General features: G+C 66.6%; 18 protein-coding genes. 13 read left to right on the forward strand and 5 right to left on the reverse strand.

The features are described from left to right. Window positions 1–353: 353 nt before the first annotated feature. From CKO23_RS19680 to CKO23_RS19705, 7 genes are all read left to right on the forward strand, one after another. The gene (locus tag CKO23_RS19680) at window positions 354–2,510 is read left to right on the forward strand and encodes a tetratricopeptide repeat protein (RefSeq protein ID WP_200333854.1); all 2,157 of its coding nucleotides are present in this window, start codon (window positions 354–356) and stop codon (window positions 2,508–2,510) included. A 120-nt stretch (window positions 2,511–2,630) separates the two neighbouring features. Continuing rightward, window positions 2,631–5,351: a DNA polymerase I gene (polA, locus tag CKO23_RS19685; protein WP_200333855.1), complete on the forward strand. Its 2,721-nt coding sequence runs from the start codon at window positions 2,631–2,633 to the stop codon at window positions 5,349–5,351. 794 nt (window positions 5,352–6,145) lie between these two features. Next, a complete protein-coding gene (locus CKO23_RS19690) occupies window positions 6,146–6,655 on the forward strand; it encodes a hypothetical protein (RefSeq protein ID WP_200333856.1) in 510 nt (169 codons plus the stop codon). A 25-nt stretch (window positions 6,656–6,680) separates the two neighbouring features. Next, window positions 6,681–6,923 (forward strand): hypothetical protein, encoded by a 243-nt coding sequence (locus CKO23_RS19695; protein WP_200333857.1) that lies wholly within the window; start codon window positions 6,681–6,683, stop codon window positions 6,921–6,923. Window positions 6,924–7,016: 93 nt separating this feature from the next. Beyond that, the gene (locus tag CKO23_RS19700) at window positions 7,017–7,514 is read left to right on the forward strand and encodes a hypothetical protein (protein ID WP_242482585.1); all 498 of its coding nucleotides are present in this window, start codon (window positions 7,017–7,019) and stop codon (window positions 7,512–7,514) included. Window positions 7,515–7,615: 101 nt separating this feature from the next. Then, complete coding sequence (locus tag CKO23_RS25860; protein WP_242482586.1) at window positions 7,616–7,870, forward strand: hypothetical protein; 255 nt, start codon at window positions 7,616–7,618, stop codon at window positions 7,868–7,870. A gap of 60 nt (window positions 7,871–7,930) precedes the next feature. Continuing rightward, entirely contained in the window at window positions 7,931–8,818 is an 888-nt protein-coding gene (locus tag CKO23_RS19705) for a sigma 54-interacting transcriptional regulator (RefSeq protein WP_346014646.1), read from the forward strand. Window positions 8,819–9,065: 247 nt separating this feature from the next. Here the strand turns inward: CKO23_RS19705 and CKO23_RS19710 are convergent, their stop codons facing one another. Then, on the reverse strand, window positions 9,066–9,755 hold the full coding sequence (locus CKO23_RS19710) for a DUF2202 domain-containing protein (protein ID WP_200333858.1): 690 nt from the start codon (window positions 9,753–9,755) through the stop codon (window positions 9,066–9,068). A gap of 176 nt (window positions 9,756–9,931) precedes the next feature. Next, a complete protein-coding gene (locus CKO23_RS19715; RefSeq protein ID WP_200333859.1) occupies window positions 9,932–10,849 on the reverse strand; it encodes a cation diffusion facilitator family transporter in 918 nt (305 codons plus the stop codon). 288 nt (window positions 10,850–11,137) lie between these two features. On the opposite strand from CKO23_RS19715, the gene CKO23_RS19720 reads away from it, so the two are divergent. After that, window positions 11,138–11,890 carry an HAD family hydrolase gene (locus CKO23_RS19720; protein ID WP_200333860.1) on the forward strand — a complete coding sequence of 251 codons (753 nt, stop codon included), beginning with the start codon at window positions 11,138–11,140 and terminating at the stop codon, window positions 11,888–11,890. Window positions 11,891–11,916: 26 nt separating this feature from the next. On the opposite strand, the gene CKO23_RS19725 is transcribed toward CKO23_RS19720, so the two are convergent. Then, on the reverse strand, window positions 11,917–12,360 hold the full coding sequence (locus CKO23_RS19725) for an arsenate-mycothiol transferase ArsC (RefSeq protein WP_200333862.1): 444 nt from the start codon (window positions 12,358–12,360) through the stop codon (window positions 11,917–11,919). Window positions 12,361–12,589: 229 nt separating this feature from the next. On the opposite strand from CKO23_RS19725, the gene CKO23_RS19730 reads away from it, so the two are divergent. From CKO23_RS19730 to CKO23_RS19740, 3 genes are all read left to right on the forward strand, one after another. Further along, window positions 12,590–12,901: a YebG family protein gene (locus CKO23_RS19730; protein ID WP_200333864.1), complete on the forward strand. Its 312-nt coding sequence runs from the start codon at window positions 12,590–12,592 to the stop codon at window positions 12,899–12,901. A gap of 18 nt (window positions 12,902–12,919) precedes the next feature. Then, window positions 12,920–13,336, forward strand: a complete 417-nt coding sequence (locus tag CKO23_RS19735) for a carboxymuconolactone decarboxylase family protein (protein WP_200333871.1) — start codon at window positions 12,920–12,922, stop codon at window positions 13,334–13,336. A gap of 87 nt (window positions 13,337–13,423) precedes the next feature. After that, window positions 13,424–14,848 (forward strand): NAD(P)H-binding protein, encoded by a 1,425-nt coding sequence (locus tag CKO23_RS19740; RefSeq protein WP_200333873.1) that lies wholly within the window; start codon window positions 13,424–13,426, stop codon window positions 14,846–14,848. 35 nt (window positions 14,849–14,883) lie between these two features. On the opposite strand, the gene CKO23_RS19745 is transcribed toward CKO23_RS19740, so the two are convergent. Then, window positions 14,884–15,534: a hypothetical protein gene (locus CKO23_RS19745; RefSeq protein ID WP_200333875.1), complete on the reverse strand. Its 651-nt coding sequence runs from the start codon at window positions 15,532–15,534 to the stop codon at window positions 14,884–14,886. Between the two features lie 195 nt (window positions 15,535–15,729). Between CKO23_RS19745 and metG the strand changes: the two genes are divergently transcribed. Together metG and CKO23_RS19755 are read left to right on the forward strand one after the other, a co-directional pair. Continuing rightward, window positions 15,730–17,775: a methionine--tRNA ligase gene (gene metG / locus CKO23_RS19750; RefSeq protein WP_200333879.1), complete on the forward strand. Its 2,046-nt coding sequence runs from the start codon at window positions 15,730–15,732 to the stop codon at window positions 17,773–17,775. Window positions 17,776–18,158: 383 nt separating this feature from the next. Continuing rightward, the gene (locus tag CKO23_RS19755) at window positions 18,159–21,818 is read left to right on the forward strand and encodes an InlB B-repeat-containing protein (RefSeq protein ID WP_200333881.1); all 3,660 of its coding nucleotides are present in this window, start codon (window positions 18,159–18,161) and stop codon (window positions 21,816–21,818) included. A 107-nt stretch (window positions 21,819–21,925) separates the two neighbouring features. Here the strand turns inward: CKO23_RS19755 and CKO23_RS19760 are convergent. Next, on the reverse strand, window positions 21,926–22,304 hold a 379-nt coding region (locus tag CKO23_RS19760), incomplete at its 5' end, for a transposase (protein ID WP_200333883.1).

Here is a 22,304-nt window from a genome sequence, read left to right on the forward strand (position 1 = left end):
CGACTGAGCCCTCCCAGGTTCCTGGGCGACCCGTGCGTGCATGCCCTGCTCTCAGACCCCGGCGGAGTCTCGGCATCAGGCCAGTACAATGCCGAGACTGTTGCCTTCCGGTGATTGGAATGCGTCGGCTCCGCTGGCATCAGTTTCGGGGCTCTATCACACAGCCTACACGCCCCCTGTGTTCGCTTCGCAGCCGGGATCACTCCCGAACCACGCCACACTCGGTTCCGGTGGATGGCCAATCCTTACCGGCTCGGGACTTTCACCCGGTGGGCCGCAACAAGGAGTTTCCGATTCGCTTATCCGTCCGCTATCTTCCTCTCCTTCCAGGCTTTGCCTGGCGCAACCAACCGATGACCAAGGCCGATATCCTGCTCGAAGCGCGCCCGAACGCGGCGCGCAGCCGCCAGCCGCTCACGACTCAGGTCGACAGCGACAGCACGTCTCGAATTGCTGCGGGGTTGCCGAGTGCCTCGGATAGAATGCTGGTGTATCGGCGCACATCGGAGTCGAACCCCACCCTCATCCATCCCAACCAGGCGAGGAGCCTAGACTTGGCCAGCAAGACACGCAGCAGGAAATCGCCCAGCACGGCAAAGCCAACCCCTGATCAACTCAAAGCCGTCGAGCGTCTGATCCAAAAAGGCACCTGTGACCAGGCCGCCATCAAGGCGAAGGCCCTGGTGGAGCGGTTCCCCGCGCACAGCGGCGCGCGGCGCGCCCTGGTCGCGGCGCTTGAGTGCGCGGAAGGCGCCGCCAAGGCAGCACTGGCGGCATTCGAGTGGGCCGAGGCGCGGCCGAACAGCCTCCAGGCCCAGGAGACGCTACTCAGCTACCTGACCCTCGGCGGGCTGAGCCTGCTGGCGGATCGTGTCGCGCGCCAGGTACGCGCGCTGGGCGGGGCGACTCCGGGCTACCCACTGCCCGCTGCGCTGATCGAGCGTTTTCTGCAGATGCCGGATGGCTCGCGACCCAGTGTCGAGGCGCTGGAGCACTTCGATATCGGCAAGCTCTATCTGGACGCCCAGGAATTCGACATCGCGGAGCGTCGGCTCGACCAAGTAGACATCTTCGCGGCCCGCAACAACAGGGCGATCGCCCTCTTCCATCTGGGACGCATCGAGGAGGCGCTGCCCGCCTTTCTGGCCGCTTGGGAAGCGGATCCGGACAACCTGCTCGCCCTCGGCTGGGCGGCTCGACTGCGGCTCTATCTGGGCGACGAGACCGGCGCCCAGGGCCTCTGCACCCCGCTCGCCCTTGCCACGGCACGCCGCGCGGATGACGCCATCATTCAGGTCGGCACCCTGCTCTTGTTTCAGCGGGACCAGGCCGCCTCGGAAGCCTTCGAGCGGATCGGCGACGCCGAGTGGTTCGGCCCGAGTCTCGGCCCCGTCATCAGCAACGCGATGCTGCTCCACCTCGGCGCCTGCGCCGCCTGCCGCGTCGGGCGACGAGACGAGGCCGAACGGCTGTGGCAACGCGCCGCGGCGACGCGCAACAACTACCCACTGGCGACGGCCAATCTCGCCGCGCTGCGTCGGCCTGGCAGGACACTGCGGCGCCCCATGATGCTCGATCTCGCGCAGGCGCTCCCGTTGACGCGGATCACCAAGCTGCGCAGCCTCTCCGCCGGCGCGGAGGCGGAGGCCGAGGCGGCGATGGACGCCTTGAACGCCTCGACGGCCTACCTGGAGGCCTATTACCTCAGCGGCGAGGAGACCCTTCGATCACTCATCCGCATCCTTCTGAAAGATCGCGTCGACAAGGGTGACGCAGAGGCGGCAGCCTGCCTCAAGGGCTTCGCCCGCCTGCCGATCGGCACCGGTAAAGAGCGCTTCGACCTTCTCTATTTCCTGCGGCGGAAAGGCCACATCGCCGCCGAGGAGCCCGTCGAGTGCCTCAATGAGGCTGAAACGGAGTGCACCGAGGTCAAGATCATCAACACGGAGGTCTATCGCGAGCCAGCGGACAGCGACCTCCCGGACGACCTTCTGGAGCTGCTCAATACGTCGATCGAGCTCTACCACGATGGCGAGCTGGACGCAGCGGAGCAACGGCTGAACAAGATCCTCGAACGGCTGCCGGAGCACCCGGTCGCGCTCGGCAATCTCGCCTCCGTTCGCCACCAACAGGGACGCCGAGAGGACTCGCGCGCCATCCTGCGCAAGATCCTCGCGACCAGCCCGGACTATCTGTTTGCCCGCACCAATCTGGCCACCATGCTGATTCGCGACGGCAACCTCGACGAAGCCCAGGAGCTCCTCGCCTTCGGGATGGACCACGAGCGTCTGCACATCGACGAATTCTTCGCGCTCTATGGGACCTACGCCCAGTTGCACGCCGCCAAGGGCGACCAGGACGCCGCGCAGAGCTTTATCGGCCAGCTCGAGGCCGTCAGCGAGACCGCCAGAGAGCGGGAGCGTCTCGCGCTGATCAAGCGCGCGGTCGATCCGCAAGGCTTCATCAAAGAGATGCGCAACCGCATCACGGCCTTGACCAAAGGCTCCTAGAGCGCGGACAGGAGGGTCCGCGCGCGCACCGGACACGCCGCTCGGATCCTCCGTCGTCCTCCTGCGCGGAGGCGGCGGCGCCCCGCCAAAGACACCCCATCACAACCGAAGAGACCCACAATGGCGACAACCTACCCATTCATCCTGGTCGATGCCTCAGGCTATCTCTTCCGTGCCTACCACGCCCTGCCCAAGCTGACCAACTCCAGGGGCGAGCCGACCGGCGCCCTGGTGGGCGTGCTCAACATGCTGCGCAAGCTGATCGACGCGCACCAGCCACACTACATCGGGGTGGTCTTCGACGCCGCGGGCACCAGCTTCCGCAACGCGCTCTACGCCGACTACAAGGCCAACCGCCCCCCCATGCCGGACGATCTGCGTCAGCAGATCCAGCCCCTACAGGACATCATCCAGGCCATGGGCCTGCCCCTGCTGGTGGTGCCGGATGTCGAGGCCGACGACGTGATCGGCACGCTCGCCAGCCAGGCCGCCGCGCAGGGTCTGGCGACGCTCATCTCCACCGGCGACAAGGACATGGCGCAGCTGGTCGGCGAGCACGTCACCCTGGTCAACACCATGAGCGAAACGGTGCTGGATCCGGACGGCGTCAAAGAGAAGTTCGGCGTCCCACCCGAGCGCATCGTCGATTATCTGAGCCTCATGGGCGACAGCGTCGACAACGTCCCAGGCGTGCCCAAGTGCGGACCCAAGACGGCGGCCAAGTGGATCATGGAATACGGGGATCTGGACGGCGTCATCGCCAATGCCGACGCCGTCAAGGGCAAGGTCGGCGAGTACCTGCGCGCCGCGCTCGACCAACTGCCCCTCGCGCGCCAGCTGACGACGATCAAGAGGGACGTCGCGCTCGGTCTGAGTCCGACCGATCTCCAGCCCTCGCCGCCGGACGTCGAGACCCTGCGCGACTGGTACCAGCGGATCGAGTCGCGCCGCCTGCTGGGGACACTGGACGGCTCCGCGGTCGCCGGCGACGCCCGCCCAGGCGCCGAGGCCGCAACGCCCGCGCCCGCCAGCGCCAGCTACGACCTGGTTGTGACCCAGGAGGCACTGGAGCGCTGGGTCGCGCGCCTGGAGTCCGCCGACCTCTTCGCCTTCGATACGGAGACGACCGACCTCGACTACATGCGCGCCGAGCTGGTCGGGCTCTCCTTCGCCGTCGAGCCGGGCGAGGCGGCCTATGTGCCGGTCGCGCACAGCTATCCCGGCGCCCCGCGGCAGCTCGACCGCGACGCCGTGCTCGCCCACCTCAAACCGCTGCTGGAGGATCCCGGCCGGGCCAAGGTCGGGCAAAACCTCAAGTACGACATGAGCGTGCTCGCCCGCTACGCCATCGAGATGCGGGGCATCGCGCACGACACCATGCTGCAGAGCTATGTGCTGGACAGCACGGCGACGCGGCATGACATGGACTCGCTCGCCAAGAAATACCTGGACTACGACACCGTCCACTTCGAGGACGTTGCGGGCAAGGGCGCCAAACAGCTCACCTTCGACCAGATCGACCTGGACCAGGCCGGGCACTACGCGGCCGAGGACGCGGACGTCACGCTGCGCCTGCATCGCCGCTTCTGGCCCCAGCTGGAGGCCACACCCTCGCTCGCCGCCCTCTACCAGCACATCGAGATGCCGCTGGTGGGCATCCTCTCGCGCATGGAGCGCACCGGGGTGCGCATCGACAGCCAACTGCTCGCCCAGCAGAGTCAGGAGCTGGCCGAGCGCATCCTGGAACTGGAGGGCCAGGCCTATGAGGTCGCGGGCCACCGCTTCAACATGGGCTCGCCCAAGCAGATCGCGGCCATCTTCTTCGAGGAACTGGGCCTGCCGGTCGTCGCCAAGACACCCAAGGGCGCGCCCTCGACCTCGGAGGACGTGCTTGAGCAGCTCGCCGCCCAGGGCCATGCCCTGCCGGACCTCATCCTCCAGCACCGGGGGCTGTCCAAGCTCAAGTCGACCTACACCGACAAGCTGCGCCAGATGATCAATCCCGAGACCGGGCGGGTGCACACCTCTTATCACCAGGCGGTCGCGGCCACGGGGCGCCTGTCCTCCAGCGATCCCAATCTGCAGAACATCCCCATCCGCACCGAGGAAGGCCGCCGCATCCGCCGCGCCTTCGTCGCCGAGCCGGGTCACCTGCTGCTCGCCGCCGACTATTCGCAGATCGAGCTGCGCATCATGGCGCACCTCTCCGGCGATGCGCGCCTGCTCGACGCCTTCGCCACCGGTCAGGACATCCATCGCGCAACCGCCGCCGAGATCCTCGGCCTGCGTCCGGAAGAGGTTTCGAGCGATCAACGCCGTTCGGCCAAGGCGATCAACTTCGGGCTCATCTACGGCATGTCCGCCTTCGGGCTCGCCCGCCAGCTAGGCATCGAGCGCGGCGAGGCGCAGGACTACGTGGAGCGCTATTTCCAGCGCTATCCGGGCGTCAAGGACTTCATGGAGCGCACCCGGGGTCAGGCGCACGACGACAAGTACGTCGAGACGCTCTTCGGCCGGCGGCTCTATCTCACGGACATCGACCACAGCAACCAGAACCGCCGCGCCGCGGCCGAGCGCACCGCCATCAATGCCCCCCTGCAGGGCACGGCCGCGGACATCATCAAACGCGCCATGATCGCCGTGGACCAATGGCTGCGCGAGGAACGCCCACAGGTGCGCATGATCATGCAGGTGCACGATGAGCTCGTCTTCGAGGTCGCGGACGGCGCGCTGGGGGAGGCGAGCGCACGGATTCGCACGGCCATGGAATCCGCCGCCGAGCTCGCCGTCCCCCTCATCGTCGACATCGGCACGGGCGAAAACTGGGACGCAGCGCACTAATTGCCGCGGGAACTTCGTCAATCATTAAGCGTCATAGATACTGAGCGAAGCGGGGCTGTCCATCTTCCCCCTGGATGCAGCCCCATCCCCGGTCATCCAAAGCCGGGGGAGCGTTCCCCCGAGGCCCCTACCCCCGGACCTCGGGGGTTCTTTATTGGCAACGCTGTCGGACGCCAGCGACTCGCTAAAGCCATTTGCATCGATGTCACCGTCCAACGCCATCAGATCGGCGGGATGATCGGCGCGCCCCATCCAGCCAAGTAACCCGCGTGAAGACCAAGGCCCCGAGATCGCCGCCAGGTCGGCGCTTTTTCTGGTCGCGAAGCCCTAGCTTCGAGACCTCAGCGATGAAGCTCTGCTTCACGACTTCGGCGGCTTCCGGCCCTTGATTGGGTCGATCCAGGCGCTGATCCGCGAGTTCGCGAAGCAGAGCTTCGTCACCAGCCTCGAATCGGGACGTCGACGATGGACAGTTCCTTTGGAGCCATGAAGGCACCGCATGCGGCACGTAGCGGTCAACGGCCGGATCTAGGATCATGGCGGCATGTCGACATCCCGGAAGATGAAACGCCCCCCAGTTTGGATCGACCCTCGCAGTCCGAGCCGTTTCCGCATCGTTGGACCTCGTGTCTCGCCCCAGCCGACCTGGGGATCGCGCGCGCGGTTGGCGGGTTCTCCCGCTTGTGCTGCTCGTGGCTGCGCTGGTTCCCGCGGACGCGCGTAACGAGGCAGCGCTCGGGCTGCGCTACTAGCGGATCCTGAGCCCCAGAGGGGCATTCGGCCTGAGCGGCGAGGTGCGTCGGCTCGCCTATCGCAACGCCTCGCTGCCCTGGTCGGGTCGGCCCGGATCCGGCGATGGCGGGTATGGCTCGGGTCGGACATCCGGCGCGGGCAACGCCGTGGCGACGCGCCGGGACGACGACCTCTGGGGGTTGGGTCTCGATCTGTCCTTCGCCTGGTCTGCCGATCTCTCCACCCTCGTGACACTGAGCGGCGCACGTTGCGAATCTCCGGTGCCCGCCGATGCCTATTGGCGTGGCGGCACGGCGCTCCTGGTTCGGTGGGTACCTGAGCCGAACTGGCGGCTAGAGCTGGGGCTGGGGTGGGCGCGCACGCAGTTCGATCGGGCGCCGCGCCGGATCCAGCGCAGGGACGACCAGCTCAACGCCGGTCTCGCGGTACGCCGAGCGGTCGGTCAGGGGGAATGGTTCTGCAGTCTGGACTGGCTCGGCAGCGACTCCACGTTCGAGCCGGCGGCTTTTCAACAACAGGTGACCACTTGTGGATTTGCGTGGTCCTACTGAAACGCGTTCCGTGCGGGTGTTGGCCGTGCTCCTGTGGCTCGTGGCAGTAACCGCCGATGCGGTCGTGCCCTTCCTGGCCAGGGTGCTGGCGATCGCGCCCAACCAGGTCACCCTGACGCCCGCCGAGCGCGCTGGCGTTGCGGCCGAGCCGATCATCGTTCGGATCGATGACAGCGCTTCCGGCAGGCATCGCGCCAGGCAGTCTCGTGCGGGTGTGGTCAGCATCCGGCGTCCGGGTCGGATGCGTCGACGATCGGCGCGCGCCTGACGCTGTTGGAGCGGGACATGAGCGTGCCGGACCGCACCGGCGTCCGCGCGCGGCTCATGTATGGCGCGGAGCGCGGCTTCGGTGGGGGGCGCGGTGGCCGTTGAGACCGTGCGTCGACGCCTGCCCTCACCCTGGGTGGGACATTTACTGGTCTTCGGCCTGCTGGCCGCGCTGGTCCTGGCCTGGTTCGTCTTCCAGACCCGTCAGGCACAGCGCCTCTTTCTGGAGGATGCTAGCGAGCACGCCCGTCTGCTGACCGATGCCGTCATCCTCAACGCCCGCGGCGCACAGCTGGCCGAGGAGGCCACGGCGACCATCCTGACGAAGTTCCTCGGGAGTTCCGCCCGCTTTGTGGATTATCTCGACGGTATCGCACCTTTCCGCTCCGATGAGCTGGCCTCCTTCGCGGAGGAGACAGGGCTGTCCGTCATCCGCATTCATCGGCCGGACGGCGTCGTGCAGGGTCCGAGCGACTGGCAGCCGGAGGAGCCGTTGGATTGCGGTCGGCTCGACAGGCTCATTCGGGACGAGCGGGCACACCCAAGCCCAGCGGCGCGGGACTCGGGCTCGCGATTTGCCAGCGCATCCTGAGCGCACTGGGCGGCAGCCTGAGCCTGGAGGTTCCTCGGCCCGGTTGGCTGAGCGTGCGCGTTCTTCTGCCATCACACCTAGCCTGCTGAAACGGGGGTTGCATGAATATCCTGATTGCCGACGACGATCCCATGCAGCGCGAGCTGCTGGCGGGGTTTCTCGTCAAACAGGGATACGCGGTTGTGGCGGCCGAGGACGGTGAGGAGGCATTGACGCTCTTACTCGATGTCGCCGACGACGTCGCCGAGGTGGTCGAGGCGCTCGACGCCGGCCCACTGCCGATCGCGATCATCGGCTCCAGTCCGGCCATGCGGGAGAGCCTGTCGCTCGCGCGCCGCGTGGCCGACAGCCCCTAGAGCGTCCTCATCCAGGGTGAGACCGGCACCGGCAAGGAGCTGATCGCGCGCCTCATTCATCTGATGGGACCGGCCCCCGAGGCACCCTTCATCGAAGTCAACTGCGCCGCCATCCCGGAAAACCTCTTCGAGAGCGAGCTGTTCGGGCACGAGAAAGGCGCCTTTACGGGTGCCGACCGGCAGCGGCGCGGCCGCTTCGAGCTGGCGCGCGGCGGCAGGCTTTTCCTGGACGAGGTGGGCGAGCTGCCGCCGCTGCTGCAATCCGAGCTGCTGCGCGCCCTGCAGGAAAAGCGCATCAATCGGGTGGGCGGCGAGCAGGACATCGCGGTGGAGACGCGCGTGGTCGCCGCGACCAACCGCGACCTGCGCGCCATGGCGGAGACGGGCGCCTTTCGCGAGGATCTCTTTTTCCGTCTCAAGGTGCTGGACATCCTTGTGCCACCCTTGCGGCGGCGGCGCGAGGACATCCCGGCCCTGGTCGCGCACTTCGTCAAAGGCTACGCGCGCCGTCCCACGCGCCTGACCCCCGAGGCCATGGACATACTGATGCGCTATGACTACCCGGACAATGTGCGCGAGCTGGAGCACATTATCCAACGCTGCCTCACCCTGGCGCGCGGCTCGGTGGTTCAGCCTAAGAATCTGCCGGAGGATCTGCGTCACGGCGGGCCGCGGGCACTGGGTGCCCTGCAGGAGCGACTCGACGGCATGGAGCGCGAGATACTGATCGCGGCGCTTGAGCAGGCCGATTGGATCCAGACCCGCGCCGCCGACCGGCTCGGCATCAGCGAGCGGGTGCGCGCTACAAGATGGGGAAGTACGGGATCCGCAGGCGCGCGGATTGAAGAACCCGATCGGGCGATCGGGGCGAGCCCAGGTGGACACTGGGTCAGGCAGCGTCCGTCCGACCAGCGCTCGAGGCTTGGTTTAGGCGGTTTCCGGGAATGACCTTAGCCAAATAGACCCGGATCGGTAGGATGGGCAAAGTCCGTGCTCTGGGCTCGCGCCCAACCTCGACGCCAGACGGACGTGCCCATCGTTCAAGCCGCCGAGCTGGGATGATGGGCACGCCCCTAAACCCTCGGCACTCCGAAAGCAGCGCATCGCCAGGGCTTTGCCCATCCTACCGGATCGGAACCGCGGGTCTGTTGTTTCCCGGAAATCACCTTCGTTGGGCGACCGTTGCGGCCGTGCCTTAGCGGCGACCACCTCGTCCGCCATTGCCCGCCGCGCCGGTGCCAGCACCTTGGCTGCCCGTCTGCCTGTCGCCGGCGATGATGAGGTCGTATTCGTCGTCGCCGAGGACCAGATTCTCATAGGGGACACCGATCTGCGCGAGCTGGGCGACGAAGGCGCGCAAGTGGTTGTAGGAGCCGTTCCGCAGGTTTTCGTAGACGGTCTTGAGATCCTGCTTGTCGGTTTCGGCAATGGCCTCGTCGAGATCGGCAATGTCGACCTCTTCGATCAGGCCGCCGACCCTGAGCGCAGCCTCGTAGGAGACTTGTCCGTTCTCGAGCTGCTCCGCGTAGAGCGCTCCCAGATCGACGTCGGTGAAGTCACCGACCACCTCGGCCTCGTCGACCGGATCAGACAGTCCGTATTGCTCCACCAGCCGCTTCAGGGCGTCCATGTGCGACTGCTCGGCCTCGGCGATGTTCGCGAACACGGGGGATTGCGAACCCCAGGCAGCGTTCAATCCGATGTAGACGTCCCGCGCCACCTTTTCCTCCTCTCGCATGAAGAGCAGCGTTTGCTCTTCAGCGGCACCGAGGCCGCTCGAAACGGGCGTGGCGGGCTGGTTGCCGCGCGGACCTGCGCCCATGGCCGCGGTTGCGACCAGGAGTCCGCTCAGGGCGATTGGAAGAAGTTTGATCGTGCTGCTCATGACGCGCTCCTGTTGGGTGACCTGATGACAAAGGTGTCATGAGCGTTAAAGCACATCCTGCACCAGGAATCGACCAACGTAGAATCATAGGGTTAGCCTCCCGGCTGAAGGCTCGGCTCGACGATTGCCGCTCGGCTCGACAACTTTGTCGAGGCCTGGACGGCCCGCGCCTCCCGTCAGACCTCCACCGGATCTTGATGAATGATGATGTCCGAATCGGGGTAGTGGACGCGGATGGCGTCTTCCACCGCCTGTCCGATGCGGTGCGCATCCTTCAGGGCCAGTTGGGCATCGATTTCGAGATGGAATTGGATGATGAGTGATTGACCCGACTGACGGGTGCGCAGGTCATGCGTGCCGAGCGCGCCCGGGATCGCGCGCGCCAGCTCCAGGATATGCTGGCGCTGGGCCTCCGGGATCTCATGGTCCATGAGGAGCTGGACCGCTTCGAGGCCGATGCGACCGGCGCTGTAGAAGATGTAGGCGCCAATGGCCAGGCCGAACAAGGGGTCCGTGCCGGACCACCCGAGCCAGGCGAAGCCGAGGGCGACCAGGGTGGCCGTATTGGTCGCAAGATCCGTCGCATAGTGGAGCGCGTCCGCGCGAATGGCGGGTGAGTTGGTGCGGCGGATGACGTGGCGCTGGATGGCCAGCAGGCCGAGCGTGAGGACGATCGCGAAGCCGATGACGGCGACGCCGACGCCGATCTCGGTGACAGGGCGCGGGTGCAGGAGTCGGTCGATCGCCTCCAGGGCGAGGAATCCGGCGGATCCGGCGATGAAGGTGGCCTGCGCCAGGGCCGCGAGCGCCTGGGCCTTGCCGTGGCCGAAGCGGTGTTCGGCATCCGGCGGGGCCAAGGACCAGCGCACCGCCAGGAGGTTGACCAGCGAGGCACCGGCGTCCATGGTCGAGTCCACCAGCGAGGCGAGCACGCTGACCGAGCCGGTCAGCAGCCAGGCGGCGAATTTGGCAAGGATCAGCAGGCAGGCCGTGGCCACAGATGCATAGGTGGCGAGGCGTAGGAGCCGGTCGGTCTCGGCCGAGCGCGCGGAGAAGGCGGGCTGATGGGGCGTGCTGGAAGCTTCGGTGGTCATGATGTCTGTATCGGGCCGCGTTCAACCGCGGATGTTCAGCAGTTGTCAGTGAGGATAGGCGAAGTCCTCGCTGGGGGTTCGAATCGCTCGCCACTCAGGCGCATCGAGGTGGGAGCGGCCGAGCCGGCGGAGGACGGAGGCCACTACCAACGTTGCGAAATCTGCCGCCGTCGGCGTATAAGCAGGGCGTGAAGTTCGGGTGAAGCTCCGGTCGGGGCAACGCCAGCCGGTCACCTGCGAGGACCCGCCTGCGGAAGCCTGGAATACGCCGAGCGAACGCGCCCAAGCATGACGAAACATCGACCCACAGTCCGACAGTCGCCCGAGGTCCGGCACGGGACCGGCGGCAAGTATAGTCCGGAGCGTCTGATCATTCTGGACGCCGACGGCACCACGGTCGACGCCTTCGCGGCCATCGCCGAGACCTTCTCGCGCCACGACATGCGCATCGGCGATCTGGCCAAGTTCCAGAAGCGCCGACACATCTTCAAGTACCTGGGCGGTGTCAAAGAACTCCCCAACAACCTGCGCAGACAGCTCGACAAGGGCAAGCGCGGCGCGCTCATCGACACCCTGACCCAGGTCTATCGGGAAGAGGCGGCCCTGTTCCCTGGGATCGCCGACCTCGTCCGGACACTCATCGCGGCGCCTGGCGTGAAGGTCGGGCTGGTCACCCGCAACATCACGCATCACCCGGCCGAGACGCTGCGCTGCCTATTCGCGCGGCACGGCATCGACACGGGAGAGCTGGACTTCCTCATCCACGTGCCGCTGCGGCGCGAAAAAACCGAGCACTTCCGCGCCACGCGGGAGCACTTCGCGATCAACCCCGCCAGGGCCTACATCTGCGGCGACGAACGCAAGGACTTCCGCGCGGCGATCGCGTCCGGCATGCACCCCTTCATCGTGTCCTACGGCTTCGAGGACAGACAGCATCTGACGCAGAAGGCCGGCATCCCGGAGGAGCTGATCTCGCGCACCCCCACGGAACTCTGCGAGCGTGTCCTGAACGCCTTGGCGCTGAGCCCGCCCCAGCCCTGACTGAAGAGGCGGCGCGCCGCGGGCAGCTAGGCCGTCTCGCCCAATCCCATGATGATGTCGTCCAGATGCCGCGCCAGCCGCGCGATGGCGGCGGACGGCTGCTCGATGTCGATGTCGCCGATCTCCAGGAACTCGACGCGCTCCAGCACCGCGGGGAAATGCGCACAGACCATGGGTTCATGCTCCAGGCGGCTCAGCGCGATGATCCGGTCCGCGGCGGCGAAATCCCCGTCTTCCGCCATGATGGGATAGCGCGGCGGCACGAGCATGGGGATGCCATGCTCGCCGCAGGCCGCCAGCGCAAAGCGCGAAATGGGTCCCTGAGTGCCGGTCGCCGCCAGATCGCGCGCCAGCGCCCGCGAGTCCGCCCTCCAGCGCAACCCGCGCGAACCCGCGTGGTGATTGAAATAGACCTCCGCAAAACGGCTGCGGTAGTAGTTCCCCGTACAAAGAAAAAGCAGTTGTTTCATCGAAAACCCCATGCAATGCCCTGTGCGCCCAGCGCCGCGGCTGGGTGTGCCCCGTGGACGATCCCACAGAGCATAGCCCCTGGCGCTGACGACGACCGCTATCCGCCCCGCTCGACGCGCGCATCCGCCGCCACCTCAGTGCGCGCCCGATGCGGTCGAGCATGATCGGGCTGGCCGTTATACTGCGCGGGCCACTGCAGCGACCGCGCAACTCCGGAGACCCTGGAACATGATCGAAATCCAATACATCGTGAAAGACAGCAATGGAGTCGAGAGATTGCGAACGACCGACAAGAAGGCCGCCGACGCCTATGACCGGGTGCTGGACAATGCCGACCGCCTGGCGCAGATGCTGCGCGCGGACAAGATTCTGCCGACGCTGCCCGACGCGGACCTCGAAGAGCTGACCATCTACCTCGCCCGCAATGCGCGCAATGTGGAGCGGGCACTCAAGGGCAAGGCGCCCGAGCCAGAGGCCCTGGCGACACCAAAGCCCGAGGCGGTCGCGGACAATGTCGCCCCCATCAAGGCAGCCGGCTGAGTTCCGAGGATCTTGGGCATGGAGCGATCACCGCGGGCCGAGGAGGCCGACAGCGGGCCGGCCGCGGGCGAGGACTTCGCGGCCTTGCTGGCGGACTTCCCCTGGCAGCGCCCGAGCGCGCGCTGGCGCTCGGCGGACCCCGAACTGGCCACGACGCTCTCGCGGCATGTCTTCGACACCCTCTACGGGCGCCAGCGCATCCCCCTCGCCACGCGCCAGCTGATCGCGGTCTCCGCCCTGGCGGCCTTGCGTGACCCCGAGGAGCTGCGCGTCCACCTCTGGGTGGCGCTCAAGGCCGGCGTCGATCGCGCCACCCTGACGGAAGCCCTGTTTCAGATCGGAACCTATGCCGGACTCCCGGCGACCAACCAGGCGCTGGCGGTGCTGGAGCAGGTCCTCCAGGTCATCGCCCAGGCCGAGGTGGGAGACCCATGAGCCCGGTGTGCGGTCCCACACGGCCAGCGCGATGCCATCGGAAGGCGCGCCTGATCCGCCGCTCGGCCCACGGCCTCTGAATCCAGCATGAAGGAGACGCCTGTGGAGAGGATGCGGGTCGCCATCGCTGGTGCGAGCGGCTTCATCGGTACCGCGCTGGCGCCGGCGCTCGCGGACCGGTTCGAGGTGACCGCGCTGACGCGTTCGCCGGCGCGCGCCGCGACACCACACCCGACACCCGGCGTCAGCTGGCGCCATTGCGACCTCTTCTGTGCCAGGGAGGTCGAGACCGCCCTGGCCGGGAGCCACTACGCCGTCTACCTGGTGCATTCGCTGGCGCCGTCCTCGCGGCTGACGCAGGCGCGCCCGCGCGACATGGACCTGGTGCTGGCGGACAACTTCGCGCGCGCAGCGGCGGCCAACGGGGTCCGCCAGATCCTCTTCGTCAGCGGGGTCATGCCGCAGAGCTACCGCTTCTCGCCCTTGCTGTGGAGCCGGCGCGAGGTGGAGATGGTGCTCGCCTCCCACGGCACGCCGCTCACGGCGCTGCGGCCGAGCCTGGTGGTCGGACCCGGCGGAACCGGTCCAAGCCTCTTGATCGACCTGGTCAGACGGCTCCCGCTCCTGCTGCTCCCGGACGCGGCCAGCTCACTGACCCGACCGATCGCCCTGGCCGATCTGGTGCGCGCCATCCGCCTCTGTCTCGGCCAGCCCGAGCGTTTCAATGGGGCCTTCGACATCGGCGGGGCGAGCACGCTGAGCTACGAGGAGATGGTCCGGCAAACCGCGGATGTGCTCGGACTGCGGCGGCGGATCCTGCGCCTCGCCGTTCTGCCCATACCGCTGGTGTCACTGACGGCACGCCTGGCAAGCGGCGCGCCCGCCGCCATGGTCGGCGCCATCGTCGAGAGCCTGCCGCAAGACACGCGCATGCAAGGCAATGCGGTGCAGGAGGCCATCGCGCCCAAGGCTCTGAGCTTCCGCGAGGCACTGGTGGACTGTATCGATCCGGCGACGAAACGGCGGCGACCCAAGCCGCGGCAGCCGCTCGCACGACAGGAGCGCGCCCGCTTGCGCAGTCAATCCCTGGTGCGCTCCATCCAGCGCGTCATCCTGCCCCCAGGACAAGACGCCGCCTGGATCGGCGGCAACTACTTCCGCTGGCTGGGACGCTGCTGTTGGCCGCTGGTGCGCAGCCGCATCGATGCGGCGGGCAATGTGGAGGTGTGGGCGAGCGTCCCGCGGCTGAAGCTGCTCGCGCTGCGCTACCGGGCGGACGAGAGCACGCCATCCCGTCAGGTGTACGAGATCCAGGGCGGGGCGCTGGCGCGCCCGGGTGCCGGCCGGGCACGGTTCGAGTTTCAAACCCTGTTGAATGGCCGCTACACCATGACGGCCATTCACGACTATGCCCCCGCCCTCCCCTGGTACCTCTATCTCCCCACACAGGCCCTGGGTCACTGGCTCGTGATGCGCCGTTATCAGGGGCGGCTCGCGCGCCTTGCACGCTAGGCTCCGCCGCGGAGCCGAGGCTCGCCGCCGGTTGCTCAATCGGACTCCGTGCTGGAGGGATCCAAACCAATCATGAAGTGGTAGTTGCCATGGCCACAGCGTGCCTCCAGCCGCTCGACGATCCGTTTCGCCTGGGGAATCGACTCATTCGGCCCGCGAATGTAGAAGGGCTTGCCCTCGGAGCCGAAGTCGAAGCGCGTCGGGCAAACCAGTGCATCGATGCCGTTCAACAAGGCCACGGCGCCCTTGTAGTCGCGGTGCGGCTGAAACCCCAAATCCTCCGCATAGTGGACGGCGCCGGTGATGAGCTTCTTCATGCAGGCCGGATGCAAGCGCTCGAAGTGCTGACCTTCGTGGGTGGCGAGCATGGATGCCTTGAGTTCCAGCTCGTACCTGTCCTCGCTCAGGAGACTGAAAAAGGCGTTCTTGACCCCGAGACAGAAGGTATCGAGCACGAAGGCGCTGACCGCGATGTCACCGTTGCGCAGACGGCGGCTGACCAGGATGGAGCCGATACCGGTCTCGAAGAGTCCGCTCGGCACCAGACATTCGTGAATCGGGAAATCGACGTAGGCGCTTGCCTTCCTGCTCGCGGGGAGCAGGGAGGCGACCGCCTTCTTGGCGATCTGCCGCTTCTTGTTCTTCTTCTCGAGCTTCTTCTGTCTCTGTCGTTCGTTTGCTGCCACGCGCCTGGTACCTCGTTCGTGATTCCCGTGATGTCACCGCCGCTCGTCATGGCGAGCGCCTCGGAAGAATAACCAGGGACGCACGGACGTGCATAGCCGCGAGCGCGCGCAGCGGCACGGCGAGGTTCCGTGGTCGCGCCGACAGCGCTCGTGCGATACTTCGCGGATTTCGTCGAGCCGAACCGAGCCTTCCCCATGAGCAAGCCCCGCGACATCCTCATCACCAGCGCCCTCCCCTACGCCAATGGCCCCATCCACATCGGGCATCTGGTCGAGTACATCCAGACGGACATCTGGGCCAGATTCCAGAAGATGCGCGGCCACAACTGCTGGTACGTCTGCGCCGACGACGCGCACGGAACGCCGATCATGCTGCGCGCGCGTCAGGAAGGCATCGCCCCGGAGACGCTGATCGCGCGCGTGGCCGAGGAGCACCAGGCCGATTTCGCCGCCTTCCGCGTCGGCTTCGACAACTACCACTCGACCCATTCGCCGGAGAATCAGCACTACGCGAACCTGATCTACGAACGCAATCGCGACGCGGGACACATCGCCCGGCGCACCATCACCCAGGCCTATGACCCGGTCGAACAGATGTTCCTGCCGGACCGCTTCATCAAGGGCGAATGCCCCAAGTGCGGCGCGCCCGATCAGTACGGCGACAACTGCGAGGCCTGCGGCGCCAGCTACTCCCCGGCCGACCTCAAGAACCCACGCTCGGCCGTCTCCGGCGCGGTGCCCGAGCAGCGCGAGTCCGATCACTACTTCTTCCGGCTCGGCGACTTCGAGGAGATGCTGAAGGGCTGGACGCGCGGCGGCAGCCTGCAGAAGGAGGTGGCCAATAAGCTCGACGAGTGGTTCGCGGCGGGGCTGCAGGAGTGGGACATCTCGCGCGACGCGCCCTACTTCGGCTTCGAGATCCCGGATCACCCGGGCAAGTTCTTCTACGTCTGGCTGGACGCCCCCATCGGCTACATGGCCAGCTTCCAGAACCTCTGCGACCGCACCGAGGGTCTGGACTTCGACCACTTCTGGGGCAAGGACTCGACCGCCGAGCTATACCACTTCATCGGCAAGGACATCATCTACTTCCACGCCCTCTTCTTCCCGGCCACGCTTCGGGGCGCGGACTTCCGCACGCCGAGCGCCATCTTCGCGCACGGCTTCCTGACGGTGGACGGCCAGAAGATGTCCAAGTCGCGCGGCACCTTCATCAAGGCGCGCACCTATCTCGACCATCTCAACCCCGAGTATCTGCGCTACTACTTCGCCGCCAAGCTCGGCGCGGGCGTCGATGACATCGACCTCAACCTGGAGGACTTCACGGCACGCGTGAACGCCGACCTGGTCGGCAAGGTCGTCAATATCGCGAGCCGCTGCGCCGGTTTCATCGGCAAGCGCTTCGCCGGCCGGCTCTCCGCCCAGCTGTCCGAGCCCGCGCTCTTCGAAGCCATGGTGGAGGCCGGCGACTCCATCGCCAGCGCCTACGAGCGTCGTGAATTCAGCCGCGCGGTGCGCGAGATCATGGCGCTGGCCGACCGCGCCAATCAGTACATCGACGAGAAGGCACCCTGGGTCGTCGCGAAGGCGGAAGGCCGCGACGCGGAGCTGCAGGACATCTGCTCCATGGGCATCAACCTCTTCCGCCTGCTCATCGGCTATCTGCGCCCCATCCTGCCGGGCACGGCCGCCGACTCGGAGGCCTTCCTGCGGATCGACGCCCTGAGCTGGGACGCCATCGCCCAGCCACTCCTCAACCATGAGATCGCCCCCTTCAAAGCCCTGATGACCCGGGTCGACCCCAAGCAGATCGAGGCCATGCTGGAGGCATCGAAGGAAGACCTCGGCGCGACCGCCACGACCGACGCCCAATCACCGCCACCCAATCCGCATCTCGCGCGCGACCCCATCGCAGAGACGGTCGACTTCGAGACCTTCGCCCGGACGGACCTGCGCGTCGCACTGATTCGCGAGGCGCGTCTGGTGGAGGGCGCGGACAAGCTGCTACAGCTGACACTCGACCTGGGCGGCGAGACGCGCAACGTCTTCGCCGGCATCCGCTCGGCCTACGACCCCAAGGATCTGGAAGGACGGCTGACGGTCATGGTCGCCAACCTGGCCCCGCGCAAGATGCGCTTCGGGGTCTCGGAGGGGATGGTCCTGGCAGCCGGACCGGGCGGCAAGGATCTCTTCATTCTGAGCCCGGACTCGGGCGCCGAGCCGGGGATGAAGGTCAAATAGCCGCCGCGGCCACCGGCCCCTTTGCAGGCAGACTCGCAAACGCGATACCCCGCCCCTCTGGAGGTTGCGCGCACCGACGGACTAGGCGCCACCCTCCCCGGTCATCGAAATCATGGCCCTCTTCTTGCGTTGAGCCCAATCAGGATTCGGAGAGAACATCCTGTCAGCCAATGGCAAGAGAGGCCATCATGCAAAGATCCGCGCCACGCCCCGCGCCACCATCAGCCCGCTCGGTACTTCGGGCACTGACGCTCTGCTGCACCGCCGCCTGCGCCTATCCGCTCGCCGCGACGTCGAGCCCCGTTGCTCCCGGAGCGCATCAGAACACGGCCGGAGCGGCAATCAGCGATCCAGCGCCTCCGCGCGTTTCGGGCTTCCCGCTCATGTTCATTCCCAATGAGGGCCAATGGGACTCGCCTGTGGCCTACCTGTCCAGGACCCCAGGCGCTGACGTCCTGTTCTCGCGCAACGACATCGACATCCAGCTCCGCCGCGAGGGCGCGACGGCGGCCAGCGTCCGGCTGCGGCCCCTTGGGGCCTCGCCCGACACACAGCTGACACCGGGCCAAGCGCTGCGGACCCGCATCGGCTATTTCCTGGGGCAAGACCCAGAACGCTGGCGCCCGAGCCTAGTTCCACGCGACAGCGTCCGCTATCGCGGCCTCTATGCCGGAATCGATCTGGTCTTTCGCAACGATCACGGCAGCTTGGCCTATGACCTGGAGGTGACACCCGGGGCAGACCCGAGTCAGGTGCGCTTCGAGGTCAGTGGCGTCAAGCGTTTGACGCTCGATCAGGATCACGTCATGGTCATGACGCTGCCGGATGGGAGCGAACTGCGGCAGCGCGCGCCCGTCATCTACCAGGACATCCGTGGAGAACGGATCCCCGTCGACGGCGGCTTCGTCCTCTTGGACTCCGAACCGGGACACGATCGCCACATCTTCGGTTTCAGGCTAGCGGACTATGATCGCAGCGCGGCGCTCACCATCGACCCGACCCTGACTTACTCCACCTTCGTGGGCGGCGCGGCGGACGACCAGGTCCAGGCCATGGCCGTCACCGCCAACGGCGAAGCCGTCGTCGTCGGCGCCACCTCGTCCACCGCCTTCTCGGGCGACCCGGAAATCGGACCCCGCGGGCGGCAGGACGCATTCCTCTATCGGCTGAGCAGCAGCGGAATGGTGCTCGACTATGTCGCGATCCTGGGGGGTTCCGCCGACGATCGCATCAATGGCGTCGCGCTGGATGGGGACGACGTCTACATCACCGGACAGACCAAATCGGCGGACTTCCCCACCGTCGCCGCGCTCTATCCAGTCCTGCCAGGCGGAACGGCGCAAGCCGCCTTCGTTGCCAAGCTCGACACCGCCACGTCGCCGCCGACACTCGCCTTCGCCACCTATCTGGGCGGCACGGGCACGGACGCGGGCATCGCCATCGGCGTCGACGACACCGATGTCCACGTGGCCGGCGACACCACATCGACCAACCTGCCGACACATCAGGCGCTCTACCCAACCTTCCCCGGCGCCACCAGCAGCTTCCTGCTCAAGCTCAGCCAGGACGGTCAAGTGTTGCGCTCGCTGTCCTATTTCGGCGGGTCGGGGATCGACAAGGTCGAGGCACTCCGGGTCACGCCTGCGGGCGACATTTATCTCGCCGGCAGCACCGCCTCGAAGAATCTCCCGATCAAGAATGCGGTTCAGAGCGCCAATGCCGGCGGGACCGACGGCTTCCTGCTCCATATCGCCCCGACCGGCGATGAAATCGTCTTCTCGACCTACCTCGGCGGGACCGGCACCGACGCCATGACCGACATGGCGCTGGACCAGGACAATCACCTGATCCTTGCGGGCTACACCGACTCGACGGACTTTCCGGTGCTCAACGCCCTCTATCCCGCCTCGGCCGGCAAGCTCGATGCCTTCGTGGCCAAGCTCGATCACTCCGGACGCTTCCTGCACTTCGCGTCCTACCTCGGCGGCGAGAACAATGACCTCGCCCAAGCGGTCGCCCTCGATTCCGACGACGACCCCACGACGGGTCTGCGCTACATCTACCTTGCCGGCACGACCGAATCCAACAGCTTCCCGGCGGACAATGCCTATCAGGGGTACCATGCCGGCGCCAAGGACGGGTTCGTGGTCAAGCTGGATCCCCGCGGTCTGCGCGTCGTCTACGCCTCCTTCTTCGGCGGCACCAGCGACGACCAGGTGCTGGCCTTGGGCACCCTCCCGACCGCCGGGAGCCGCTCCGTTCTGCTCGCCGGAGACACGAACGCCGTCGCGGACTTCGGCTTCCCGATCAGCGCGGGGGTGCTGCAGCCGGACCCGGCCGGCAAGACGGACCAGTTCGTCGCACGCATCGCGGATACCCTCTATGACGCCACGCTGCCCACACTCGAGCTGAGCTTCATCGACGACCACTATCCGGAGGCGGACTTCGACCCGCTCGACCCGAGCCAACAGACAGGCGCCCATGTCACCTTCGACCTGGTGCTGCACAATCCCGCCACGACCGGGGTCGATATCAGCGCGATCTCCACGCTCATCGAGTACGACCCCGAAGCGCTGCGTTATGAAGGAACGACCTGGGATCCGGACACGGCCGCCAGCTACCCGACCAGCGCGGTGGGCCTCGCGGTCGATGGCGCCGCGCGCGGCGAACTCAGCCTCGCCATCTACCAGAGCGCCGCGACACCGACCGCCATTGCCGATGGCGTCAGACTCGCCGAGGTCCAGTTCGAGATCCGCGGCGTCGGCGATCCGGCGGAGAACCCGCCGCAGCCATCCAAGCTGCTCAACCTGACGCAGCATGAGGCCACGGCCCTGAACCTAGCGAACCGCGAGGTGCGCATCGTCGGGGCCTCGGGCGGCATCCTGATCACGCGCCCCTGCAACCGACTCATCGGGGACTGCGACTGCAGCAGCACCGTGCAACTCGCGGAAGTCCAGGTCGCGGCGCAGACGGCGACGGCCGCAACCGATCCCGCGCCGCGCTGCATGAAGATCGACGGGAGGACGTCGAGCGTCGGCATCACCGACATGCAACTGATGGTGAACAACTTCATCCACAGGCTGGGGGAGGCCCCCGCCGTTCCCGACCTCGTCGCCGCCTTTACGGGCGAGCCCTCGGGCGACGACGCCTGGTGGGCTGCGCAACCGGCGGCGACGGCCGTCATAGGCTTCGGCGAACCTCGCATCTCCGGTCGCCAGGTCACCACGAACTTGACCCTGAGCGAAAGCGCCAACCGCATCGCGGCACTCATCATCGACCTCTACTATGACGAGACCAAGCTGCGAGAGATTGCGCCGACCATTGGCTCGGCCGCCAGTGCCGCCGGAAAGAGCCTGAACTTCGGCATCGTCGAGCCCGGCTGGATGCGACTGCTGATCTACGGGCTCAACGATACCCCCATCGCCGACGGCGTCGTCGCCGACCTCAGCCTAGAGGCCACGATCGACCTCGCGCGCGAGCGCACGACCCTGGAACAAGCGCCCTCGGCCTCAAGTCCAGCGGCGCAATCCCTACCCATTCAGGGTCAATCCCTGGAACTCGGCCCAACCCCAGACCAGGTCTTGCTGACGGTCGCAAACCACGGCAGCGGATCCGGCAGCATCAGGGGCAACGGCATCGATTGCGGCAGACAATGCAGCCAAGGCTACGCCAGCGGGACGGAACTCGCCCTGGCAGCCGATGCCGACAGCGGCTCGACATTCGCCGGCTGGAGCGGACCTTGCGGCGGATCTGGGACATGCAGGTTCAGGATTCTGAAGCCCGCCTCCTTGACCGCGAACTTCCTGAGCAACGACAGCCTGGAGTGCGCGACAGGCGCCAGGACACTCGTGAATCGCGACTTCGGCGGAGAGACGCTGATCCGCTCCGAGCAGTCGTTATTGACGTCGGGCTCCGTGGTCATTCGCCCTCAAGCCGACGTCTTCTTCGAGGCTACGCAGAGGATCCTGCTGCGCACAGGGTTTCAAGTTGCCCCCGGCGGCCGCTTCAAGGCGCACTTGGCCGCCGCCTCCTGCCAGAACTAGCGCGACTGCGCGCAGACCGCGCTCGCCCAGTATCGACTTGGGCGCCTCACTCTTAGACGGGTTCCGTCTAGTGCAACAGAGTGGAAATCCCGAGACTGTTTAATCATTCATGCTGCGAGCGGCTTTCCCTCATAGGTCCAGCGGAAGGGTTTGGCCAACGTGCGATTGAAGAAGTCGATGAAATCGCTGATGCGTTTCTGAAGGTCGTCGATGGAGGTGAAGTTGCCACGGCGCAGGACTTTGCGCGCCAGGATCGAGAACCACATCTCGATCTGATTGAGCCACGAGGCGTGCTTGGGGGTGAAGTGAAAGACGATGCGATGGCTCGGATCGCTGAGGAACGCGGTGCGCGTGGCCATGGATTTGAGGATGCCGTAGCGCTCCTTCACGCCGAGGTCGCCCTCGAAACCGATGGCCTCGGCGATGAGGCGCACAACCGCCTCGGAGCAATGGATGTTGAGGTTGTCCATGACCAGATGCCACGGG

This window comes from Thiocystis violacea (genome assembly GCF_016583565.1).
In the GTDB taxonomy this organism is placed as follows: domain Bacteria; phylum Pseudomonadota; class Gammaproteobacteria; order Chromatiales; family Chromatiaceae; genus Thiorhodococcus; species Thiorhodococcus violaceus_A.